This is a genomic window from Xylanimonas sp. McL0601 (assembly GCF_049852175.1).
GTDB lineage: Bacteria > Actinomycetota > Actinomycetes > Actinomycetales > Cellulomonadaceae > Xylanimonas.
Genome location: NZ_CP187527.1, coordinates 2,839,674 through 2,859,917 on the forward strand (window position 1 = coordinate 2,839,674; position 20,244 = coordinate 2,859,917).

The 20,244-nt window shown below is 74.9% G+C and carries 16 protein-coding genes; 8 read left to right on the forward strand and 8 right to left on the reverse strand.

Annotation, left to right across the window (positions count from 1 at the left end; genetic code table 11):
• Window positions 1-18 precede the first annotated feature (18 nt).
• Both ACO4JP_RS13135 and ACO4JP_RS13140 read left to right on the forward strand, forming a co-directional pair.
• A complete protein-coding gene (locus ACO4JP_RS13135) occupies window positions 19-4,899 on the forward strand; it encodes an ATP-dependent helicase (RefSeq protein ID WP_425954375.1) in 4,881 nt (1,626 codons plus the stop codon).
• Between the two features lie 4 nt (window positions 4,900-4,903).
• Complete coding sequence (locus ACO4JP_RS13140) at window positions 4,904-5,722, forward strand: DNA-formamidopyrimidine glycosylase family protein (protein ID WP_425954377.1); 819 nt, start codon at window positions 4,904-4,906, stop codon at window positions 5,720-5,722.
• 76 nt (window positions 5,723-5,798) lie between these two features.
• On the opposite strand, the gene ACO4JP_RS13145 is transcribed toward ACO4JP_RS13140, so the two are convergent.
• From ACO4JP_RS13145 to pgsA, 3 genes are all read right to left on the reverse strand, one after another.
• The gene (locus ACO4JP_RS13145; protein ID WP_425957112.1) at window positions 5,799-6,140 is read right to left on the reverse strand and encodes a helix-turn-helix domain-containing protein; all 342 of its coding nucleotides are present in this window, start codon (window positions 6,138-6,140) and stop codon (window positions 5,799-5,801) included.
• Window positions 6,141-6,403: 263 nt separating this feature from the next.
• Window positions 6,404-6,877, reverse strand: a complete 474-nt coding sequence (locus ACO4JP_RS13150) for a CinA family protein (RefSeq protein WP_425954379.1) — start codon at window positions 6,875-6,877, stop codon at window positions 6,404-6,406.
• 10 nt (window positions 6,878-6,887) lie between these two features.
• Window positions 6,888-7,493 carry a CDP-diacylglycerol--glycerol-3-phosphate 3-phosphatidyltransferase gene (gene pgsA, locus ACO4JP_RS13155; protein ID WP_425954381.1) on the reverse strand — a complete coding sequence of 202 codons (606 nt, stop codon included), beginning with the start codon at window positions 7,491-7,493 and terminating at the stop codon, window positions 6,888-6,890.
• Window positions 7,494-7,617: 124 nt separating this feature from the next.
• Between pgsA and ACO4JP_RS13160 the strand changes: the two genes are divergently transcribed.
• Complete coding sequence (locus tag ACO4JP_RS13160) at window positions 7,618-8,898, forward strand: CapA family protein (protein ID WP_425954383.1); 1,281 nt, start codon at window positions 7,618-7,620, stop codon at window positions 8,896-8,898.
• Between the two features lie 52 nt (window positions 8,899-8,950).
• Here the strand turns inward: ACO4JP_RS13160 and ACO4JP_RS13165 are convergent, their stop codons facing one another.
• On the reverse strand, window positions 8,951-11,776 hold the full coding sequence (locus tag ACO4JP_RS13165) for a DNA translocase FtsK 4TM domain-containing protein (RefSeq protein ID WP_425954385.1): 2,826 nt from the start codon (window positions 11,774-11,776) through the stop codon (window positions 8,951-8,953).
• A gap of 135 nt (window positions 11,777-11,911) precedes the next feature.
• On the opposite strand from ACO4JP_RS13165, the gene ACO4JP_RS13170 reads away from it, so the two are divergent.
• The gene (locus ACO4JP_RS13170) at window positions 11,912-12,784 is read left to right on the forward strand and encodes an MBL fold metallo-hydrolase (RefSeq protein WP_425954387.1); all 873 of its coding nucleotides are present in this window, start codon (window positions 11,912-11,914) and stop codon (window positions 12,782-12,784) included.
• A gap of 20 nt (window positions 12,785-12,804) precedes the next feature.
• Here ACO4JP_RS13170 and ACO4JP_RS13175 read toward each other — a convergent pair whose 3' ends face one another.
• Complete coding sequence (locus tag ACO4JP_RS13175) at window positions 12,805-13,215, reverse strand: hypothetical protein (protein WP_425954389.1); 411 nt, start codon at window positions 13,213-13,215, stop codon at window positions 12,805-12,807.
• Between the two features lie 92 nt (window positions 13,216-13,307).
• Between ACO4JP_RS13175 and ACO4JP_RS13180 the strand changes: the two genes are divergently transcribed.
• A complete protein-coding gene (locus ACO4JP_RS13180; RefSeq protein ID WP_425954391.1) occupies window positions 13,308-13,910 on the forward strand; it encodes a TetR/AcrR family transcriptional regulator in 603 nt (200 codons plus the stop codon).
• 21 nt (window positions 13,911-13,931) lie between these two features.
• Here the strand turns inward: ACO4JP_RS13180 and ACO4JP_RS13185 are convergent, their stop codons facing one another.
• From ACO4JP_RS13185 to dapA, 3 genes are all read right to left on the reverse strand, one after another.
• Window positions 13,932-14,705: a DUF4328 domain-containing protein gene (locus ACO4JP_RS13185; RefSeq protein ID WP_425954393.1), complete on the reverse strand. Its 774-nt coding sequence runs from the start codon at window positions 14,703-14,705 to the stop codon at window positions 13,932-13,934.
• Between the two features lie 174 nt (window positions 14,706-14,879).
• Window positions 14,880-16,565, reverse strand: coding sequence for a ribonuclease J (locus ACO4JP_RS13190; RefSeq protein ID WP_425954395.1), 1,686 nt, complete (start codon window positions 16,563-16,565; stop codon window positions 14,880-14,882).
• Between the two features lie 73 nt (window positions 16,566-16,638).
• Window positions 16,639-17,553: a 4-hydroxy-tetrahydrodipicolinate synthase gene (gene dapA, locus ACO4JP_RS13195; protein WP_425954397.1), complete on the reverse strand. Its 915-nt coding sequence runs from the start codon at window positions 17,551-17,553 to the stop codon at window positions 16,639-16,641.
• Window positions 17,554-17,629: 76 nt separating this feature from the next.
• Between dapA and ACO4JP_RS13200 the strand changes: the two genes are divergently transcribed.
• The 3 genes from ACO4JP_RS13200 to ACO4JP_RS13210 are packed head-to-tail and all read left to right on the forward strand — an operon-like array spanning window position 17,630 to window position 20,242.
• Complete coding sequence (locus ACO4JP_RS13200; RefSeq protein ID WP_425954399.1) at window positions 17,630-19,099, forward strand: NAD-dependent succinate-semialdehyde dehydrogenase; 1,470 nt, start codon at window positions 17,630-17,632, stop codon at window positions 19,097-19,099.
• 52 nt (window positions 19,100-19,151) lie between these two features.
• Window positions 19,152-19,925 (forward strand): AzlC family ABC transporter permease, encoded by a 774-nt coding sequence (locus ACO4JP_RS13205; protein WP_425954401.1) that lies wholly within the window; start codon window positions 19,152-19,154, stop codon window positions 19,923-19,925.
• Window positions 19,922-20,242: an AzlD domain-containing protein gene (locus ACO4JP_RS13210; RefSeq protein ID WP_425954403.1), complete on the forward strand. Its 321-nt coding sequence runs from the start codon at window positions 19,922-19,924 to the stop codon at window positions 20,240-20,242. Before ACO4JP_RS13205 ends, ACO4JP_RS13210 begins: the two co-directional genes overlap by 4 nt.
• Window positions 20,243-20,244: the final 2 nt, after the last annotated feature.

The following is a 20,244-nucleotide window of genomic DNA, read 5'->3' on the forward strand; positions in this document are numbered from 1 at the left end:
CCGGGTCAGAATGGGCGCGTGACGTCCCCTCTCGACCAGTTCGGCCCCGCGACCCGCGCATGGTTCGCGGGCGCGTTCGAGGGCCCGACGGCGGCGCAGGCCGGCGCGTGGGAGGCGATCGGCCTGGGACGGCATGCGCTCGTCGTCGCCCCCACGGGCTCGGGCAAGACGCTCGCGGCGTTCCTCTGGGCGATCGACCGCCTGCACCACGAGCCGGTCCCGGAGCGCGCCCGCCGCTGCCGCGTCCTGTACGTCTCCCCGCTCAAGGCGCTCGCCGCGGACGTGCAGCGCAACCTCCGCTCGCCCTTGGCGGGCATCCGCCAGGCGGCCGCGCGCGGCGGGCTGGAGACGCCCGAGATCGACGTCGGCATGCGCACGGGGGACACGCCCGCCTCGGAGCGCCGCGCCTTCGCGACCCGCCCACCGGACGTCCTCGTCACCACGCCGGAGTCCCTCTTCCTCGTGCTCACCTCCCAGGCGCGTGCGGGCCTGCTCGGGGTCGAGACCGTGATCCTCGACGAGATCCACGCCGTCGCCGGCACCAAGCGTGGCGCCCACCTTGCCGTCAGCCTCGAGCGGCTGGACGAGCTGCTCGTCGGCGCGGGCAGCCGGCCGCCCCAGCGCGTGGGCCTGTCGGCGACCGTCCGGCCGGTCGACGAGGTCGCGGCGTTCCTCGGCGGGCACCGCTCCCCTGCCGAGGGCGGGCGCGAGGTCGTCGTCGTGCAGCCGCCCGCCACCAAGGAGTGGGACATCGAGGTCGTCGTACCCGTGCCGGACCTCGCGGACCTGGACGCAGTGGGTGCCGGGGCCGACGACGCACCCGGTCCGTCGGGCGACGGCGTTCCCGGCGTCCCCGACCTCACGGGCGACGCGTCGTCTCCCCTGCGCAGGGCGTCCGTGTGGCCGCACGTCGAGGAGCGCGTCGTCGACCTGGTCGCGGCCCACCACTCCACGCTGGTCTTCACCAACTCGCGCCGTGGCGCCGAGCGCCTCACGAGCCGCATGAACGAGCTGTGGGCCCAGCGGCTGGGCGAGGCGGTCGAGGACCCGGGGGGAGTCTGGGCCGCCCAGGCCCCCGGCCAGTCCGGCACGTCCGCTGCGCTGGCCGCGGGCGCCGAGATCCTGGCGCGCGCGCACCACGGCTCGATGAGCCGCGCCGAGCGCACTCGCACCGAGTCCGAGCTCAAGGAGGGCCGTCTGCCCGCCGTCGTCGCGACGAGCTCGCTCGAGCTCGGCATCGACATGGGCGCGGTCGACCTCGTGGTCCAGGTCGGCGCGCCGCCGTCGGTCGCCAGCGCGCTGCAGCGCATCGGCCGCGCCGGGCACCAGGTGGGGGCGGTGTCGCACGGCGTCGTCTTCCCGACGCACCGCGGCGACCTGGTGCCCTCCGCGGTCGTGGCGCAGCGCATGCGCGACGGCGAGATCGAGCCGCTGCACGTGCCCGCGACACCGCTCGACGTGCTCGCCCAGCAGGTGGTGGCCGCGCTCGCGACCGACGACTGGGACGCCGACGAGCTGCTCGCGACCGTCCGCCGCGCCCACCCGTACGCCCACCTCGGTCAGGCGACGTGGCACGCGGTGCTCGACATGCTCGCGGGCCGCTACCCCAGCGAGGACTTCGCCGAGCTGCGCGCCCGCATCGTCTGGGACCGCGCGACCGGCAGGCTCTCCGCCCGCCCGGGCGCGCTGCGCCTGGCCGCGACGAGCGGCGGCACCATACCCGACCGCGGGCTGTACGGGGTCTTCCTGGCCTCGGGCGACGCCGCGGACGGCCAGCGCGGCGGCAAGCGCGTCGGCGAGCTCGACGAGGAGATGGTCTACGAGTCGCGCGTGGGCGACACGTTCACCCTCGGCTCCTCGACGTGGCGCATCGAGGACATCACGCCCGACCGCGTGCTCGTCTCCCCCGCCCCCGGCGTGCCGGGCCGCCTACCGTTCTGGAAGGGCGACTCCCAGGGCCGCCCCGTCGAGCTGGGCCGCGCGATGGGCGCGTTCGTCCGCACCACCGACGCGCTGCTCGCCGACGACGACGCCACGGGGCGCGCCCGTCTGCGCGAGGCCGGCCTCGACGCCTGGGCCGCCGACAACCTCGCCGCGTACCTCATCGACCAGCGCACTGCGACGGGCCGCGTCCCCGACGACCGCACCATCGTCGTCGAGCGCTTCCGCGACGAGCTCGGCGACTGGCGCGTCGTGGTCCACTCCCCGTTCGGCGCGCGCGTGCACGCGCCGTGGTCGCTGATCCTCGCCGGGCGGCTGCGCGAGCGGTACGGCCTCGACGTCGCCGCGATGCACTCCGACGACGGCATCGTCCTGCGCCTGCCCGACGCGGGGGCGGGCTGGGACCTGGGCGAGCCACCGGCCTGGGCCGACGGCGACCACCACGCGGCCGGGGCCGGCGACGCGCCGCTCGTCACCGCGGAGGACCTGCTCGTGGACCCCGACGACGTCGTGCGCTCGGTGCGCGACGAGCTCGGCTCGTCGGTGCTGTTCGCCGCGCGGTTCCGCGAGGCCGCCGCGCGTGCCCTGCTGCTGCCGCGCCGTCGCCCCGACCGCCGCCAGCCGCTGTGGCAGCAGCGCCAGCGCGCGGCGCAGCTGCTGCAGGTCGCGGCGCAGTTCCCCGACTTCCCGATCACGCTCGAGGCGGCCCGCGAGTGTCTCCAGGACGACTTCGACGTCGCCGCGCTGGCGGGGCTCATGACCGACGTCGGCGCCGGGCGGGTGCGGATCGTCGAGGTGACCACGCAGAGCCCGTCGCCGTTCGCCCAGTCGCTCCTGTTCGGCTATACCGCGCAGTTCCTCTACGACGGCGACGCTCCCCTCGCGGAGCGGCGGGCCGCGGCGCTCTCGCTCGACCCCGACCTGCTGGCCGAGCTGCTCGGGGACCAGGGCGCGACGGCGATCGCGGACCTGCTCGACCCGGCCGCCGTGGAGCGGACGGAGGCCGAGCTGCAGGCGCTCGCCCCCGACCGGCAGGCCAAGGACGCCGAGGCGCTGTGGGACGTGCTCCGCCGCACCGGGCCGCACCCGCTCGGAGCGCTCGAGGCGCGCACCCGGCCGGACTCCCGCCCGCAGGTCGCCGGGTGGCTCGAGGGGCTCGAGCGCGACCGGCGCGTGCTCCGCGTGCGCTTCGCGGGCGCCGAGCAGTGGGCCGTGGCGCAGGACGCCGGGCGCCTGCGCGACGCGCTCGGTGTCGCGCTGCCCGTGGGCGTTCCTGAGGCATACACCGCGCTGGTCCCCGACCCGCTCGGCGACCTGGTGCGCCGCCACATCCGCACGCACGGGCCGGTCCCGGCCCCCGACGTCGCCGCCCGGTTCGGGCTGGGCATCGCCGTCGTGCTGCACGCGCTGGCGCGGCTCGAGGCGGCGGGCACGGTGGTGCGCGGGGCGCTGCGGCCGTCGTCGCTGGGCGGCACGGGCGACGAGTGGTGCGACCCGGACGTTCTGCGCACCCTGCGCCGCCGGTCGCTCGCCGCGCTGCGGGCCGAGGTCGAGCCGGTCGAGCCGCAGGCGCTGGGCGTGTTCCTGCCGCGGTGGCAGCAGGTGGGCTCGCGCTCGGCGGCGCGCGGGATCGACGGTGTGCTGCGCGCGGTCGAGCAGCTCGCCGGGGCCGCGGTACCGGCGAGCGCCCTGGAGACGCTCGTGCTGCCGGAGCGCGTCCCCGACTACTCCCCCGCGCTGCTGGACGAGCTCACCACGGCCGGCGAGGTGCTGTGGTGCGGCCACGCGCGGCTGCCCGGCTCGGGCGGCGGCGACGGCATGGTGTCGCTGCACCTCGCCGACGGCGCCCCGCTCACGCTCCGGCCGCCGGACCCGCTCGAGGGCGGCCCGCTCGACACCGACCTGCACCGCGCGGTGCTCGACCTGCTCACCGGGTCGGGCGGGTACTTCCTCCCGCGCCTCGCGGAGCTCGCGGACGCCTCGACGTCGGCGACCCTCGAGGCGCTCTGGGATCTCGTCTGGGCGGGCTGGGTCACCAACGACGGGCTGGGGCCGCTGCGCGAGGCAGTCGGCACCGGTGCCGGCGGGGCGCACCGGGCGCCGCGCGCGCCCGCCCGGGCACGGCCTGTGCGGCACGCGCGGTTCGGCACGCTCGGGCGGCCGACGGCGTCGCCGGCGGCCGCGGTGCGGACCGGTGGCGGGCGCTGGTCGGCGCTGCCGGCGGTCGAGCAGGACCCGACGCTGCGCGCGCACGCGCTCACGCAGGTGCTGCTCGAGCGGCACGGCGTGCTCACGCGCGCGGTCGCGCCGTCGGAGGGGGCGTCGCGGGCGTTCCGCGACGTCTACCGCGTGCTCCGGGAGCTCGAGGAGCGCGGCGCGGTGCGGCGCGGCTACTTCGTGGAAGGGCTGGGCGGGTCGCAGTTCGCGCTGCCGGGCGCGGTCGACCAGCTGCGCACGGACGCGGCGGACCGGGCGCGCGCGCACGAGGCCGACGACGACACGGCCGGCTCGGCGCCGGCGGGGCCCGGCGCCAGCGGGTCGCGCGCGCCGGGCGCCCTGCTGCTCGCCGCGACCGACCCCGCGAACCCGTACGGCGCGGCGCTGGCGTGGCCGCCCGGAACCGCGCCCGAGGACGGGGCGTCCACGCACCGCCCCGGGCGCAAGGCGGGTGCCGTCGTCGTCCTGGTCGACGGCGACCTCGTGCTCTACGTGGAGCGCGGCGGGCGCACCGTGCTGTCGTTCGCGCCTGCCGGGCCCGGCGCCGGGCGGCGCCTCGGCGCGGCCGCCCGTGCGCTCGCCGAGGCGGCGCGCGCGGGCAGGCTCGGGCGCATCCTCGTCCAGCGGGTCGACGGCGCCGCCGCGCTCGGCGCGGCCCGCGAGCGGACGCCCGCGGCCGGGGCACTTCTCGACGCGGGGTTCGCCGTGACCCCGCGCGGCCTGCGGGTCGCGGGCGGCTGAACCCGTGCCCGAGGGGGACGTGCTGCGGCTGACGGCCGAGCGGCTCGGGGCGGCGCTCGCCGGCAAGCCGCTCGTGCGCGCCGACCTGCGCTGGCCCACGGTCGCCGGCGCCGACCTCGTGGGCCGGACGGTGCGCGAGTCGGTCGCGTACGGCAAGCACCTCCTGCTCCGGTTCGACGACGGCCGCACGCTGCACGCGCACCTGCGCATGGAGGGCTACTGGCAGGTGCAACGGACCGGTTCCCGGGAGGCTGCGGGCCGTTCCCCGGCCGTGCGCGCCGTGCTCGCGACCGACGCGTGGACCTGTCTCGGCTGGCACCTGGGCATGCTGGACCTGCTGCGCACGCGCGACGAGCGCTCTTTGCTCGGGCACCTCGGCCCCGACGTGCTCGCGAGCGACTTCGTGGACGGCCCCGGCGCCGCCGAGGGCGCGCGCCGCCTCGCCGTCGACCCGGACCGCACGCTGTGCGCAGCCCTCCTGGACCAGCGGACGGTCGCCGGCCTCGGCACGATCTGGATGGCGGAGTCGCTCTTCGCCGAGCGCCTGTGGCCGTGGTCCCCGGTGGGGGCGCTCGACGACGATCGCCGGCGCGCGCTGCTGAGCACGGCGTCGCGCCTGGTGTCCCACAGCGTCACGGTGGCTCGCCGGTCCGGCATGCGTGCGGTCGAGCGGCGAGTCCACGGCCGGCACCACCGGCCGTGCGTCCGCTGCGGGACGCCGATCGCCCTGGGTTCGACGACGGGCCCGGACTCTCGGCCGGACCAGGGCGCGATGGAACGGGTCGTCTACTGGTGCCCGACCTGCCAACGCGCTCCGGAGTGAACCCCGGAAAAGCGATTCGGGCGGTCCCCCCGGTGGTGGGGGACCGCCCGAATCGGCCGTCTGTGGTGGGTGCGGGTCAGCCGACCGGGGTCAGCTCCGCGTCGACACCACCGCGCCAGTCGCCGCCGCGGGCCAGGAGGCCCGCCACGAAGTCCGCGGGAATGGTGTCGGGGATGGCGAAGCCTTCGGCGATCGCGATGCGGTCGCTGACTTCGCGCAGCACGAGCGACATCGGAAGGTCCAGCGCCTCGCAGATCGAGGCGAGCAGCTCCGACGACGCTTCCTTCTGCCCGCGCTCGACCTCGCTCAGGTAACCGAGCGAGACGCGGGCGGCCGAGGACACCTCACGAAGGGTGCGCCCCTGGCGCTGCCGCGCGTCGCGCAGCACGTCGCCGATCTCACGTCGAAGAACGACCATCTCGCGCCCCCTCTCGTTCCCCGTCCGGTCCCCGTGACCGGAAGTCGACCTACCGTACCCTGCGCCCACCGGCTCGGGCCGGGTCTGGCGCATGCCGAGCCGCCCTGTGGGTCTGGTGCTGATCACGCCCTCTCCAACGCCGTCCCCCAGACCCTTGTTCCCTGCCGCGCCGACGATGTGACGCCCGTCACGGTTGACCATGGTTCGAACCTCCCACGCGCGCCGACCGTGTGGCAACCGGGACACCGAATCGTGACCCGGATTCACCTGCCAGGAGTGAGCACCTCCACCGCGAGGGTCATGACGGCGTCGACCGTGCCGGCCCGGACTGCGGGCCTGTCGCCCTCGAGGTCCAGCCGGCGGACGCTCGTGCGCTCGGGCGTCGCGACGGCGACGTACGCGAGGCCGGGCGCCTTGCCGTCCTGCGGTTCGGGTCCCGCGACGCCCGTCGTCGCGAGGCCGACGTCGGCCCTCGCGACGATGCGGACGCCGGAGGCCATGGCCGCCGCGACGTCGGGGTCGACGGCGCCGCGCTCGGCGAGCAGGGCGGCGTCGACGCCGAGGAGCGACGCCTTGAGGTCGGTGGCGTACGCGACCACGCCGCCGCGCAGCACGGCCGACGCTCCGGGGACCTCGACGAGGGCGGCGACGAGGAGGCCGCCCGTGAGGGACTCCGCGGCGGCGACCGTCCAGCCACGGGCCGCGACGGCGGCGAGGACCTCGGCGGGAGTGGTCACCGGTTCCGGGTCACGCGGTCGGGGTCCTGGTGGCGGGGTTGCGGCGGGCGTCGCGGCGCACGCGCAAGCCCGTCCTGGCATAGTCCACGCCCGTCACGACGGTCACCACGATGGCCGCCAGCATCACGACCCACGCAATCACCCGGATGAAATCGGGCAGGTGGTCGAGCGGCAGGAGGAAGAGTGTGATGGCCGCGATCTGGAGCACCGTCTTGAGCTTTCCGCCCCTCGATGCGGGGATGACGACGGTCCGCCGCAGGGACAGGCGCATGACCGTGACGCCCAGCTCGCGCACCAGGATGACGACGGGGACCCACCACGGCAGCTCGCCCAGCGGCACCCACAGGAGCACGAGCGCGACCCCCACGAGCGCCTTGTCGGCGATCGGATCGAGGAGTTTGCCCAGGTCAGTGACCAGGTTGCGGCTGCGGGCGAGGTAGCCGTCGAGACGGTCGCTCGCCGCGGCGACCAGGAACACACCGGTCGCGACGAGGCGCCACTCGACGGTGTGCCCGCCTTCGGCGAGCAGCGCCCACGCGAAGATCGGCACGAGCGCGATGCGTGCCATCGTCACCAGGTTGGCGGCGTTCCACGGGGAAGGGGCTGCGTCGACCACCGGTCCAGCCTAGTTGCTGCACACGAGGCGAGATGCCGTCCGCGTCATGGGGCGCTCGGCGGGGCGACGCGATGCCCTAGGTTTCGACGATGCACATCGCGGCCTCCACGCCCGGCGGCCGGCCGTGAACCGGCACCACCGCGACTCCGGGCGCATCCACCGCCGGCTCGTCCTGCGGCTCGTCGCCACTGCCCTCGCCGCTGCATCGATCGCCGGCGTCGTGACCACCCAGGTGGTCTCGCGCACCCTCGGGGCAGCGGTCGCGGAGCCCGCACCGGACCCGACGGCCGGCGCACCGGCGTCGCCGCCACCTTCCCCGCAGCCCGCCGTCTTCACGATCGTCGCCGCCGGGGACGTCCTGCTGCACGATGCGGTGACGCGGTCCGCCACGCACGACGGCGTCACCGACTACTCGCAGGTGCTGTCCGGGCTCGACGCCTGGGTCCAGGGCGCCGACCTCGCGCTCTGCCACTTCGAGACGCCCGTCGCACCTCCTGGCGAGGAGGTGACGACCTACCCCGTCTTCGGCGTGCCGGCGCAGATCGTGACCGACCTGGCCGAGCAGGGCTGGGACGGGTGCTCGACGGCGTCCAACCACTCCATCGACCGCGCGGTCGCGGGGATCGGCGCGACCCTCGACGCGTTCGACGCCGCGGGCCTTGGTCACGTGGGCACCGCCCGCAGCCAGGCCGAGGCGGACGCCCCCCAGCTCTACCGGCTCGAGCGGGCGGACCGGACGCTGACCGTCGCGCAGCTCTCCATGGCGTACGGGCTCAACGGGTTCACGCTCCCGGCGAGCGCACCCTGGGCGGTCCAGCTCGTCGACGTGGACGCGACCGTCGCCCGGGCGACGGCGGCGCGCGCGGCCGGCGCCGACCTCGTCGTCGTGAGCCTGCACGACGGCGTCGAGTACCGCGCCGACCCCACGGAGGAGCAGCTGGCCGTCACGCAGGCGCTGGCCGCGTCCGGCGTCGTCGACCTCGTGCTGGGCCACCACGCGCACGTCCCGCAGCCGGTCGTCAAGCTCGACGGCGGGCCGGGAGGCGCGGGCATGTGGGTCGCGTACGGCCTCGGCAACATGGTGTCGAACCAGAGCGCCGCCTGCTGCAGCCCCGCGTCGTCGAACGGGGTGCTGCTGACCGCGACGGTCGAGGCGCAGCCCGACGAGCCGGCACGGGTCACGGGCGTCGAGTGGACCGGCATCACGGTCGACCGCGAGGCCGGGCACCGGGTGCGCGTCATCGCCGACGCGCTCGCCCACCCGGAGGGCGGCACGCTTTCCCCCGCGGAGCTGAGCGAGCGCGAAAAGCTTGTGCGCGACGTCGTGGGGCCCCAGGCGCCCGAGCGGACGACTCCCCCGGTGCCCACAGGCCCGCAGGCCGTCGTCGTGCGCCGGGCCGGCTGAACGACGGGCCCGACTGAACGATGGGGCCGACAGGACCGGAGCCCGGGCCGGCTCAGCGCCAGCCGGTCTCCGGGTCGGTGTCCGCGTCGTCGTGGTAGTCCGTGGCCACCGGCGGGCGGTGGCCGTCCACGCCCTCGGCGTACGGGTCGGCGGCGTCGCCGCCCGGCCGCTCGTCCTGGTCGAAGAGCTGCGGCGGCTCGCCGCGGAGAAGCGCCAGCGCCGCCGGCAGGTCGTCGGGCTGGACCAGCACGTCGCGGGCCTTGGACCCCTCGGAGGGGCCGACGATCTCGCGCGACTCCAGCAGGTCCATGAGCCGGCCCGCCTTGGCGAAGCCGACGCGCAGCTTGCGCTGCAGCATCGACGTCGAGCCGAACTGGGTGGTGACCACGAGCTCGGCCGCCTGGAGCAGCACGTCGAGGTCGTCGCCGATGTCGTCGTCGATCTGCTTCTTCGCGCCGGCCGGTGCGGTCACGTCGACGCGGTACACGGGCTTGAGCTGCGCCTTGACGTGCTCGACGACGGCGTGCACCTCGCTCTCCGCGACCCAGGCGCCCTGCACACGCATGGGCTTGGCGGCGCCCATGGGCAGGAACAGCGCGTCGCCCTGGCCGATGAGCTTCTCCGCACCGGGCTGGTCGAGCACCACGCGCGAGTCGGCGAGCGACGATGTCGCGAACGCCAGCCGCGACGGCACGTTGGCCTTGATGAGGCCCGTGACCACGTCGACCGACGGGCGCTGCGTGGCCAGCACCAGGTGGATGCCGGCGGCGCGCGCGAGCTGGGTGATGCGCTGGATCGACGCCTCGACGTCGCGCGGGGCCACCATCATCAGGTCGGCGAGCTCGTCGACCACCACGAGCAGGTACGGGTACATGGCGATCTTGCGCTCGGAGCCCGGCAGCGGCTTGACCTTGCCGGCGCGCACGGCGGCGTTGAAGTCGTCGATGTGCTTGTAGCCGAACGCCGCGAGGTCGTCGTAGCGCGCATCCATCTCCCGCACCACCCACTCGAGGGCCTCGGCCGCCTTCTTCGGGCTGGTGATGATGGGCGTGATGAGGTGCGGGATGCCCTCGTAGATCGTCAGCTCGACGCGCTTGGGGTCCACCAGGACCATGCGCACCTGCTCGGGGGTGGCGCGCATCATGATCGACACGATCATCGAGTTGATGAAGCTCGACTTGCCGGCGCCCGTGGCGCCCGCGACGAGGATGTGCGGCATCTTCGCGAGGTTCGCGACGACGTACCCGCCCTCGACGTCCTTGCCGATGCCGACGACCATCGGGTGCTCCGTGCGGCGGGCCGCTCCGGAGCGCAGCACGTCGCCCAGCACCACGATCTCGCGGTCGGCGTTCGGGATCTCGATGCCGATCGCGGACTTGCCCGGGATGGGCGCGAGGATCCGGACGTCGGCGCTCGCGACGGCGTACGCGATGTTGTTGGAGAGCGACGTGATGCGCTCGACCTTGACCTTCTGACCGACCTCGACCTCGTAGCGCGTGACCGTCGGGCCACGCGTGAAGCCCGTGACCTTGGCGTCGACCTCGAACTGCTCGAACACGCCGGTCAGGGCCTCGACCACGCGGTCGTTGGCTGCCGAACGGGTCTTGTGGGGGGCGCCCTTGACCAGCAGCTCCTCGTCGGGCATCACGTAGACGGTGTCGCCCTCGAGCATGGGCTGCACGGGACGGCCGATCGGGGCCGGGGCGGGCTTCGGCGTCGTCTCGCGCGCGGGCACGGATGCGGCGTCCGGGACGACGTCGATCCCTGCGACCACCGTGATGATCTCGGTCGCCGGGTTGGGGGCGTCCTTGCCACCCTTGCGGGGCTTCGCCGCTCCCGGGCCCTTCTCGAGCAGGGCGGCCGTCTCGAACGCCTCGTCGCCGACGAACCCGCCGTCGGGCACCTCGACGCCGTGCTTCTCCGCGGCACGCTCGGCGCGCGTCTTGCGACGGCGCTTCGCGGGCTCGTCGGTGCCGTCGTGAGCCAGGACGCCGTCGGCGAGCTGGAGGGTGTCGCCGTCCGCGGGGTGGGCCCGGTGGTTGCCCGTGAGGTGGTCGTACACGCTGCGCAGGCGCTCGGGGATGCGGTGCACCGGCGTCGCGGTGATGACCAGGAGAGCGAAGAACCCGAGTAGCAGGAAGAGCGGCACGGCCACCCACTCGGTGGTGACGCCTGCGAGCACGGGCGTCGCGACGAGGTAGCCGATGATCCCGCCGGCGTTCTGCACGGCGGCGAACCCGTCGCGCGGGCTGGGACTTCCCTCGGAGATCGCCACGAGCGCGCACACGCTCACGACCAGCAGCGTCACGCCGATCCCGACGCGTGAGTTCGACTGCGCACGCTCGGGGTGCCGCATCACGCGCACGCCCAGCCACAGCAGCAGCAGGGGCACGGCGACGCCGGCCGCGCCGACCGTGCCGGTGACGACCGCGTGGATCGCGGTGCCGAAGGCGCCACGGATGCCCCACCATTCCCTCGCCGCGACCACCAGGGCCAGGGCGACGAGGAAGAAGGCGACTCCGTCGCGGCGGTGCTCGGGTTCCAGTTCTCTCGCTCCTCGGAAGATCGTGCGGACGGTGCCCCCGACGCCGTGCGCGATACCCAGCCAGACGGCGCGGACCGCCCGGACCGGCCAGGGCGACGTGGGCGCCTTGCCGCGGCCGCGGGTGGTGGCCGGACGCTTGGCCGGGGACCGGCTCGCGCTCGGCCGCGCCGTGCCGGCGCGCGACCGGGTCGCCGCCCCCTGTGACCGTACGACAGCGCCACGCGGCGTTGCCGCGCTGCGAGGGGCGGCAGCACCCGACCGGCTCGACGCCACAGGGCGCGGCTTCCCGGCCGAACCCTGCGTCGCCCGCGAAGAAGGGGTCCGGGTCGCCATAGTGCTCCCACCGTAGTCATGGGGTGCGACGGCGCGCCGCACCGACACGGCTGTGCCACGTCACAGGTGAGCAACATCGTGGAACCATGCAGGAGAGCGTGAGGCGCGGTGGGGGGCGGCACGAGAGGGGCGAGTGTGCGTGAGCTGACGGAGGTCACGAGCGGGGTCTGGGTCGCGACGGCGAAGATCTGGACCTCCAACACCGTCGTCGTGGTCGACGACGACGGCGCTGCCCTCGTCGTCGACCCGGGGATCACGCCGGACGAGGTCGAGGGGCTCGCCGCCGCCGTCCGCGCGCACGGTTGGCACGTCACCGCCGGGCTCTCGACGCACCCGCACTGGGACCACGTGCTCTGGTCGCGGTCGCTCGGGAACGTGCCACGTCTTGCGACGCCGCGGGCGATCGCGGCGCTGGTCGGCGACGTCGAGCGCGGGTGGACCGAGGCCGGCGCGGCAGCGCCAGGGCACGAGCGTGCGCTCTTCGGGGACCTGGTCCCGCTCGGCACGGCGTCAGAGGTGCCGTCCGGCGCCGACGTGCCGCTCCCGCCGCCCGTGCCGCGTGGGTGCCGCGTCGTCGTCCACGACGCGCACGCGCCCGGCCACCTCGCCCTCGTGACCCGCGGCGTGCTCGCGGCCGGGGACATGCTGTCCGACCTCGAGGTGCCGCTGCTCGACGTCGGGCCCGGCGGGGACGCGGACCGGGCGCCCGGCGACCCGCTCGCGGACTATCGCTGGGCGCTCGACGTGCTCGAGCGGGCGGTCGAGACGTACGACGTCGAGGTGCTGGTGCCCGGACACGGGTCCGTGACGTTCGGGCGCGACGCGATCCTGGACCGGTTCGCGGCGGACAGGGCCTATCTGCGGGCGCTCGAACGGACGGCGACGGCGGTGTCCACGCCGGCGGAGGCAGAGCCGGAAGTGGCGGACCCGCGGCTGGCCGACGAGTGGGTGGCGGGCGAGCACGCCGCGCAACGCGCCTTCCTCGTCGGGCGACGCGCCGGGGCGTGAGGTGTCCTGGACGGGCGAGCTCAGGCCCGTAACAGCCCTACCGCGAGCGTGACCACACCGGTGGCCAGGACGAGCGCGCCGACCGCGAAGAGCACCGCCCACCGGTTGGGCGAGGTGCGGCCCGAACCCATCGCCGAGAAGAAGAACCCGGCGGGCAGAAGAACCGCCGCCCACAAGACGCCCGTCCCGGCGACCCAGCGCCAGACCCCGGTGAGCGGCGTCGTCTCCGCGAGCAGCAGGCACACCAGCCCGAGCGTCACCAGCACCCCGGCGTGGGCGTGCCCGGCCCGGTAGAAGGACTTCTGGAAGTCGGTGGCCCGCTCTCGTCCGGTCACCACCGCGAGCAGGAACGCGCCGCCCGACTCGATGCCGACGACGGTCAGCATCACGATCCCCGCGGTCACACGGGCCGCGTCGCTGATCTCGAGCATGTCTCCCCCAAGTGCGGGTGCCGGTCAACATTTCCGAACACTGTTATGAAACGCCGTTCGCAAATCCGGGTCAAGGGTTCTACGCTCGGTCCATGGCACGGCCCAGGCTCCATGACGACGCGCTCCGCACGCGCCTGCTCCAGGTGACCTCGGAGGTCATCTCCGAGCACGGCGAGGCCGCCGTGACCGTGCGCGACGTCGCCGCGAGGGCCGGCACCAGCGCCTCTGCGGTGTACGCGCTCTTCGGGTCGCGTGAGGCACTTGTCGGCGCCGTCAGCGAGGAAGGCTTCCGCCGTTTCGGCGAGCGTCTGGCGGCCGTCAGCCGCACCGACGACGCCGCCGCCGACCTGCGCGCTCTGGGCGTCGCCTACCGCGACAGCGCCCTCGAGGACCCGCACTTCTACCGGGTCATGTTCGAGCGGGCAGTCCCTCCCGGCGCGGGCGCCCCGCCCGCCGTCGAGCGCCCGACGTTCCGCGTGCTGCGCGACGCCGTCGCGCGCCTTCGGGTCGAGGGCGCCGAGGACGTCGCTCTCGCCCTCTGGTCGCTGGTCCACGGCATCGTCAGCCTGGAGCTGGCCGGGCTCACGCCGGGCGACGACGCCACCCGCGCGGCCCGCTACGACGCGACCCTCGGTGCCGTGGGCCCGGCGCTTCTCGCGGCGCCACAGTCGCCCGCTGACCTCGGCGGCCGCTGAGAGGGCTCGGCCTGTCGCCACCTAGCCGATGGTCGCCAGCCGCGCCCTCTGCCCCGCCGAGACGGCCCGGACGATGCGGACCCACAGGATGAACCCGCCGACCGTCGCAGCCGTCGCGCACATCTCGAATGTCGGGAGCGTCGACGGGTCGCGCGACCCCCATCCTGCGGCCAGGAACGACGCCTGCCCGGCCAGCCACTGGGCGACGAGCCAGCTGGCCCACCACCACCCGAGGGTCGAGCGCACACGCGCACCGGTGCCTGCCGCGACATCGCGCACGACCTGGTACGGGAACCAGAACGACACGACCGGGACGACCCAGCCAAGCCAGACCCAGACGCGGCCCCGAGTCTGCCGGACGGCCGGTGCGACGACCTCGGCGAACCGCCGGCTGTCCTGCAGCCACAAGCAGCCCACGACGTAGGCGGCGACGGTCACCGGCCCCGTCAGGAGGCCCAAGCCGTCGTAGGCGGTGTTGACCTTGAAGACGCTCGTCCCGGCCGCCGCCGCGGCGGCGTACTGGTCGGCGGCGTCGAACGATGTCGCAAGGCTCACGAACTGCAGGGCAGTCCAGACGGCGGCGAGCACGATCGTCGCGACCCCCAGGCCCAGCGGCGCCCGCAGCGGTGCCGCGCCCCACGGGCCCCGGAACCCGACGGCAGGCGGAACCCCGTACGGCGACGCGTACGCACCGTAGGCCGGCATCGGCGCGGACGCGGTCGGCGCCAGCACCTGCTGGGGGGTCACGGAACCCGGCACCGGCGCGGGCGGCGGGACGTACAGCGGGTCAGACATCGCAACCTCCAGGGGGGACAGTTGCGCCAGGCTAGTGGTGTCTCGCAGTCGCAGACCAGGGCACTCCCAGCATCTGGGGCCAAACGGGCGAATTCACCCGTTCGGAACGCCGGGCACGCCGCCCGGGGCGGGCATGTGCCCGCCCCGGCCGGGGACGTCGCCGTCCTGCTGCCCTCAGGCCTCGACGACGATGGGGACGATCATCGGCCGGCGCCGCAGGCGCCGGTTGACCCACTGCCCGACCACGCGTCGCATGACCTGCTGGAGCTGGTAGGTGTCCGCCGCCCCGGCCGTGATCGCGTCCTCGAGCGCCTTGACGACTTCGGGCCGGATCTCCTCGAACACGGCAGCGTCCTCGGCCATGCCGCGGGCCAGGATCTGCGGGCCGGCCAGCACCTTGCCGGTCGCGGAGTCGACCACGGCGAAGACGGAGACGAAGCCCTCCTCGCCGAGGATGCGGCGGTCCTTGAGCTCGGCCTCGGTGATCTCACCGACCGACGAGCCGTCCACGTACACGTATCCGCACGGCACCGCGCCGACCACGGACGCCTTGCCGTCCACGAGGTCGACGACGACGCCGTCCTCGGCGAGCACCACGCGGTCGGCGGGCACGCCGGTCTTGACGGCGAGCGCGCCGTTCGCGACGAGGTGGCGCACCTCGCCGTGCACGGGCATGACGTTCTTGGGCCGCAGCACGTTGTAGCAGTACAGGAGCTCCCCGGCCGAGGCGTGCCCGGAGACGTGCACCTTCGCGTTGCCGGAGTGCACCACGCGCGCACCCAGGCGGGTGAGCCCGTTGATCACGCGGAACACCGAGTTCTCGTTCCCCGGGATGAGCGAGGACGCGAGGATGACGGTGTCGCCGTGGGTCACCTTCACCTGGTGGTCACCGTTGGCCATCCGGCTCAGCGCGGCCATCGGCTCGCCCTGCGAGCCGGTGCTCATGTAGACGATGCGGTCGTCGGGCAGGTCTGCGGCCTTCTTGAGGTCGACGAGGACGCCCTCGGGAACCTGCAGGTAGCCGAGGTCGGCCGCGATCGCCATGTTGCGGACCATGGAACGCCCGACGAGCGCGACCCGGCGCCCGTGGTTGTGCGCCGCGTTGAGCACCTGCTGCACGCGGTGCACGTGCGAGGCGAACGAGGCCACGATGATGCGCTTCTCCGCCTGGGCGAACACCGAGTCGAGCACTGGCCCGATCTCGACCTCGGGGGTGACGAAGCCCGGCACCTCGGCGTTGGTGGAGTCGACCATGAACAGGTCGACGCCCTGCTCCCCCAGGCGCGCGAAGGCCCGCAGGTCGGTGATGCGGCCGTCGAGCGGCAGCTGGTCCATCTTGAAGTCGCCGGTGTGCAGCACCGTGCCGGCCGCCGTCGTGACGGCGACGGCGAGCGCGTCCGGGATGGAGTGGTTGACGGCGACGAACTCGCAGGAGAACACCCCGAGCTGCTCCGTCTGCCCCTCCTTCACGGCGAGCGTGATGGGCTGGATGCGGTGCTCCTTGAGCTTCGCCTCGACGAACGCGAGCGTCAGCTGCGAGCCGATCAGCGGGATGTCGCGCTTGAGCCGCAGCAGGTACGGCACGGCGCCGATGTGGTCCTCGTGCCCGTGCGTGAGCACGATCGCCTCGATGTCGTTCAGGCGGTTCTTGATGTACTCGAAGTCCGGCAGGATCAGGTCGACGCCCGGCTGGTTGTCCTCGGGGAACAGCACGCCGCAGTCGATGATCAGCAGGCGCCCGGCGTGCTCGAGCACGGCCATGTTGCGCCCGACCTCGCCGAGGCCTCCGAGCGCGACGACGCGCAGGCCGCCGACGGGAAGGGGTGGGGGCAGGGTCAGCTCGGGATGCGGGTGGCTCACGGGGACTCCCTCAGGGATGTCGGGATGCGGACAGGGGTGGCCGGTCCCGCCGGCCGAAGATCCAGGGCCGCGCTCAAGAGGTCACGGCGAGCACGCCCGCGTCGACGAGTCCGGCGCGCACGGCGGCGGCCTCGTCGTCGGACGCCGCGACGAGCGGCATGCGGACCGCGCGCCCGGTCACGACGCCGAGCGCCTCGACGGCGGCCTTGGCCATGACGGCCTGGAAGCCCGCGCCGTTGAGTGCGGCGATCGCGGGCAGCGTGGTGCGGAAGGCCTTGAGCGCCCGGGCGGTGTCCCCGGCGTCCCAGGCGGTGATGACCTGCGCGAAGGCGTCGGGCACGGCGTGCGCGGCCACGGAGACGACGCCGGCGCCGCCGTGCGCGAGGAACGGCAGCAGCAGCGCGTCGTCGCCCGAGTACCAGGCCAGCCCCGTGCGCGCCGCGAGGCCCGCGGCCGCGGCGACGTCGCCCGTCGCGTCCTTCGTGGCAACGATCAGCGGGTGCTGCGCGAGGCGCGCGTAGGTGTCGGCGGCGATGCGGACGCCCGCGCGGGCGGGGACGTCGTAGAGCATGACGGGCTTGCCGCCGGCCTCGGCGACGGCCTCCATGTGGCGGGCCAGGCCCTCCTGCGAGGGCCGCGAGTAGTACGGCGAGACGACGAGCAGGCCGTCGGCGCCGGCCTCGGCCGCCTGCTCGGCCATGCGGGCCGCGTGCAGCGTGTCGTTCGAGCCCGCGCCGGCGAGGACGGCGGCGCGGTCCCCGACGGCGTCGACGACGGCGGCGACCAGGTCGGCCTTCTCCGGCGCGTGCGTGGTGGGCGCCTCGCCGGTGGTGCCGTTGAGCACGAGGCCGTCGCAGCCGTGGTCGACCAGCCAGGTCGCGAGCGTGCGGGCCGCCTCGAGGTCCACGTCGCCGTCGGACGTCATCGGCGTCACCATCGCGGTGAGCACCGATCCGAAGGGGCGGGCGGGGTTGGACGTCAGTGCCATGGGATTACCGTACCGGCCGGGGCCCGCCCCAACCCGCCACGCGGCGGGGCGAGCCCGTGCGAGGCATGCTCTGACCATGAGCATCGCGCTGTCCCCCGCCCTCGTGTCCCACCTGCCGACCGGCCTGCTGGTCGGCGGGCACTGGGGCCCGGCCACGGGCGGCCGCACGTTCGAGGTGGTGGACCCCGCGACCGAGGAGGTCCTCTTCGACGTCGCCGACGCCTCTCCGGAGGACGCACGCCGTGCGCTCGCGGCCGCGCACGACGCCGCGCCCGCCTGGCGCGCGACCGCGCCGCGCGAGCGCGGGGAGCTGCTGCGCGGGGTCTACGAGCGCATCGTCGCCCGCGCCGACGACATCGCCGCCCTCATTACCGCCGAGTGCGGCAAGACGCGCGCCGAGGCCCGCGCCGAGGTGCTCTACGGGGCCGACTTCTTTCGCTGGTACGCGGAGGAGGCCGTCCGTTTCCCGGGCCTCCACCGGAGAGCGCCGGCCGGGGCCAACCGCCAGCTCGTCCAGCGCCGGCCGGTCGGGCCTGCGCTGCTCATCACGCCGTGGAACTTCCCCATCGCGATGGCCACCCGCAAGATCGGCCCGGCCCTGGCGGCCGGGTGCACCGTCGTCGTGAAGCCGGCGCAGCTCGCGCCGTTGACCACGATGCTCGTCGCCGAGGTGCTGCGCTCCGAGCTCGAGGACCGCGGCCTGCCGGCCGGTGTCGTCAACATCGTCCCCACGTCCCGCGCGGGCGACGCCACCTCGCCCCTCCTGACCGACCCGCGCCTGCGCAAGCTGTCGTTCACCGGCTCCACCGGCGTCGGGCGGTCGTTGCTCGCGCAGGCGGCCGGCCAGGTGCTCAACGTGTCGATGGAGCTGGGCGGTAACGCGCCCTTCGTCGTCATGGCCGACGCCGACCTCGACGCGGCCGTCGAGGGCGCCATGGTGGCCAAGCTGCGCAACAGCGGGCAGTCGTGCGTCGCCGCCAACCGGTTCCTCGTGCACGACTCCCTGGCCCGGGAGTTCGCGCGCCGCCTCGCGGAGCGGTTCGAGGCGCTGCGCCTGGGCCCGGGCGCCGACGACGGCGTCGACCTCGGTCCGCTCATCGACTCCGCCGCCGTCGACAAGGTCGACGAGCTCGTCGGCGACGCGTCCGGGCGCGGCGCGCAGGTGCTCACCGGGGGCGAGCGGCTGGGCCGCAAGGGCTACTTCTACCGCCCGACGGTGCTGGCGGGCGTCGACCCCGACGCGCGCGTGTCCCGCGAGGAGATCTTCGGGCCCGTCGCGCCCGTCCTCGCGTTCGCCGACGACGACGAGGCGATCGCCCTGGCGAACGACACCGAGCACGGGCTCGCCGCCTACGCGTACACGACTTCGCTCGATCGTGCGATGCGCCTGGGCGACGAGCTCGAGGCCGGGATGATCGGCATCAACCGCGGCATGGTCTCGGACGCGAGCGCGCCGTTCGGCGGCGTCAAGCAGTCGGGGCTCGGCCGCGAGGGCGGCGAGGCGGGGATCGAGGAGTACCTCGAGACGGTGTACGTGGCGCTCTGATCCCCCTGAGACACCCGGGCGCCTCCCGTGCCCCGCGTGGTTCAGTGGCTCGGTGACGCAAGCCCCCACCACCCCGGCCGTGCGCGCGGCCGTGCGGCAGGGACTGTCGGTCGCGGTCGCCACCGGCCTGTACGGCGTCTCCTTCGGTGCCCTGTCGGTGGCCGCGGGGGTCGGCGTGCTGCCCACGATGGCACTCAGCCTCCTCCTGTTCTCGGGCGGCTCGCAGTTCGCCCTCGTCGGCGTGGTCGGTGCAGGCGGGTCGCCGGTCGCCGCCGTCGCGACCGCCGTGCTGCTCGGTGCCCGCAACACCCTCTACGGCGCCGTCGTCGCGCCGCCGCTGGGCGTGCGCGGGCTGCGCCGGGTGGTGGCTGCGCAGCTCACGATCGACGAGTCGGCGGCCGTCTCCTCCGCCCAGCCCGACCGCCGGGCCGCACGTGCCGGGTTCTGGGTCGCGGGCGCCGGCGTGTTCGTGCTCTGGAACGCGTTCACGCTGCTCGGCGCGCTCGCCGGCGGGGCGATGGGCGACCCGCGCGCCTGGGGGCTCGACGCCGCCGCCGCGGCCGCGTTCCTCGCGCTCGTGTGGCCGCGGCTCGCCTCGCGCACGGCCCAGCTCGTGGCCGCCATCGCGGTGGTGGTGTCAGCCGCGCTCATCCCCGTGGTGCCGGCGGGCATCCCGGTGCTCGCGGCCGCCGCGTCCGCGATCGTCGTCGGGCTCGTGGCGGGGCGGCGCGCCGGGGGCGCGGAACCGTTCCGGGCCGTGCACGCTGCCGAGGCCGAGCTCGAGGCCACCGAGCCCGCCGTCGTCGACGAAGGACCCTCGGCATGACCGCCGCCGTCCTCTGGGCGACCGTCCTGCTCGCCTCGCTCGCGTGCTTCGCGCTCAAGCTCGCCGGGCACCTCGTGCCCGAGCACTGGCTCTCCGACCCGCGGGTCGCCCGCCTGACCTCGCTCGTCACGGTCGCGCTGCTCGCCTCGCTCGTCGTCGTGCAGACGCTCGGCGCCGGCCGCGGCGTCACCGTCGACGCCCGCCTGCCCGCGCTCGCGGTCGCCGGCGTCGCGCTGGTGCTGCGGGCGCCGTTCGTCGTCGTGGTGATCCTCGCGGGGGCCACGGCGGCGGGCGTGCGCGCGCTCGGCTGGGGCTGACG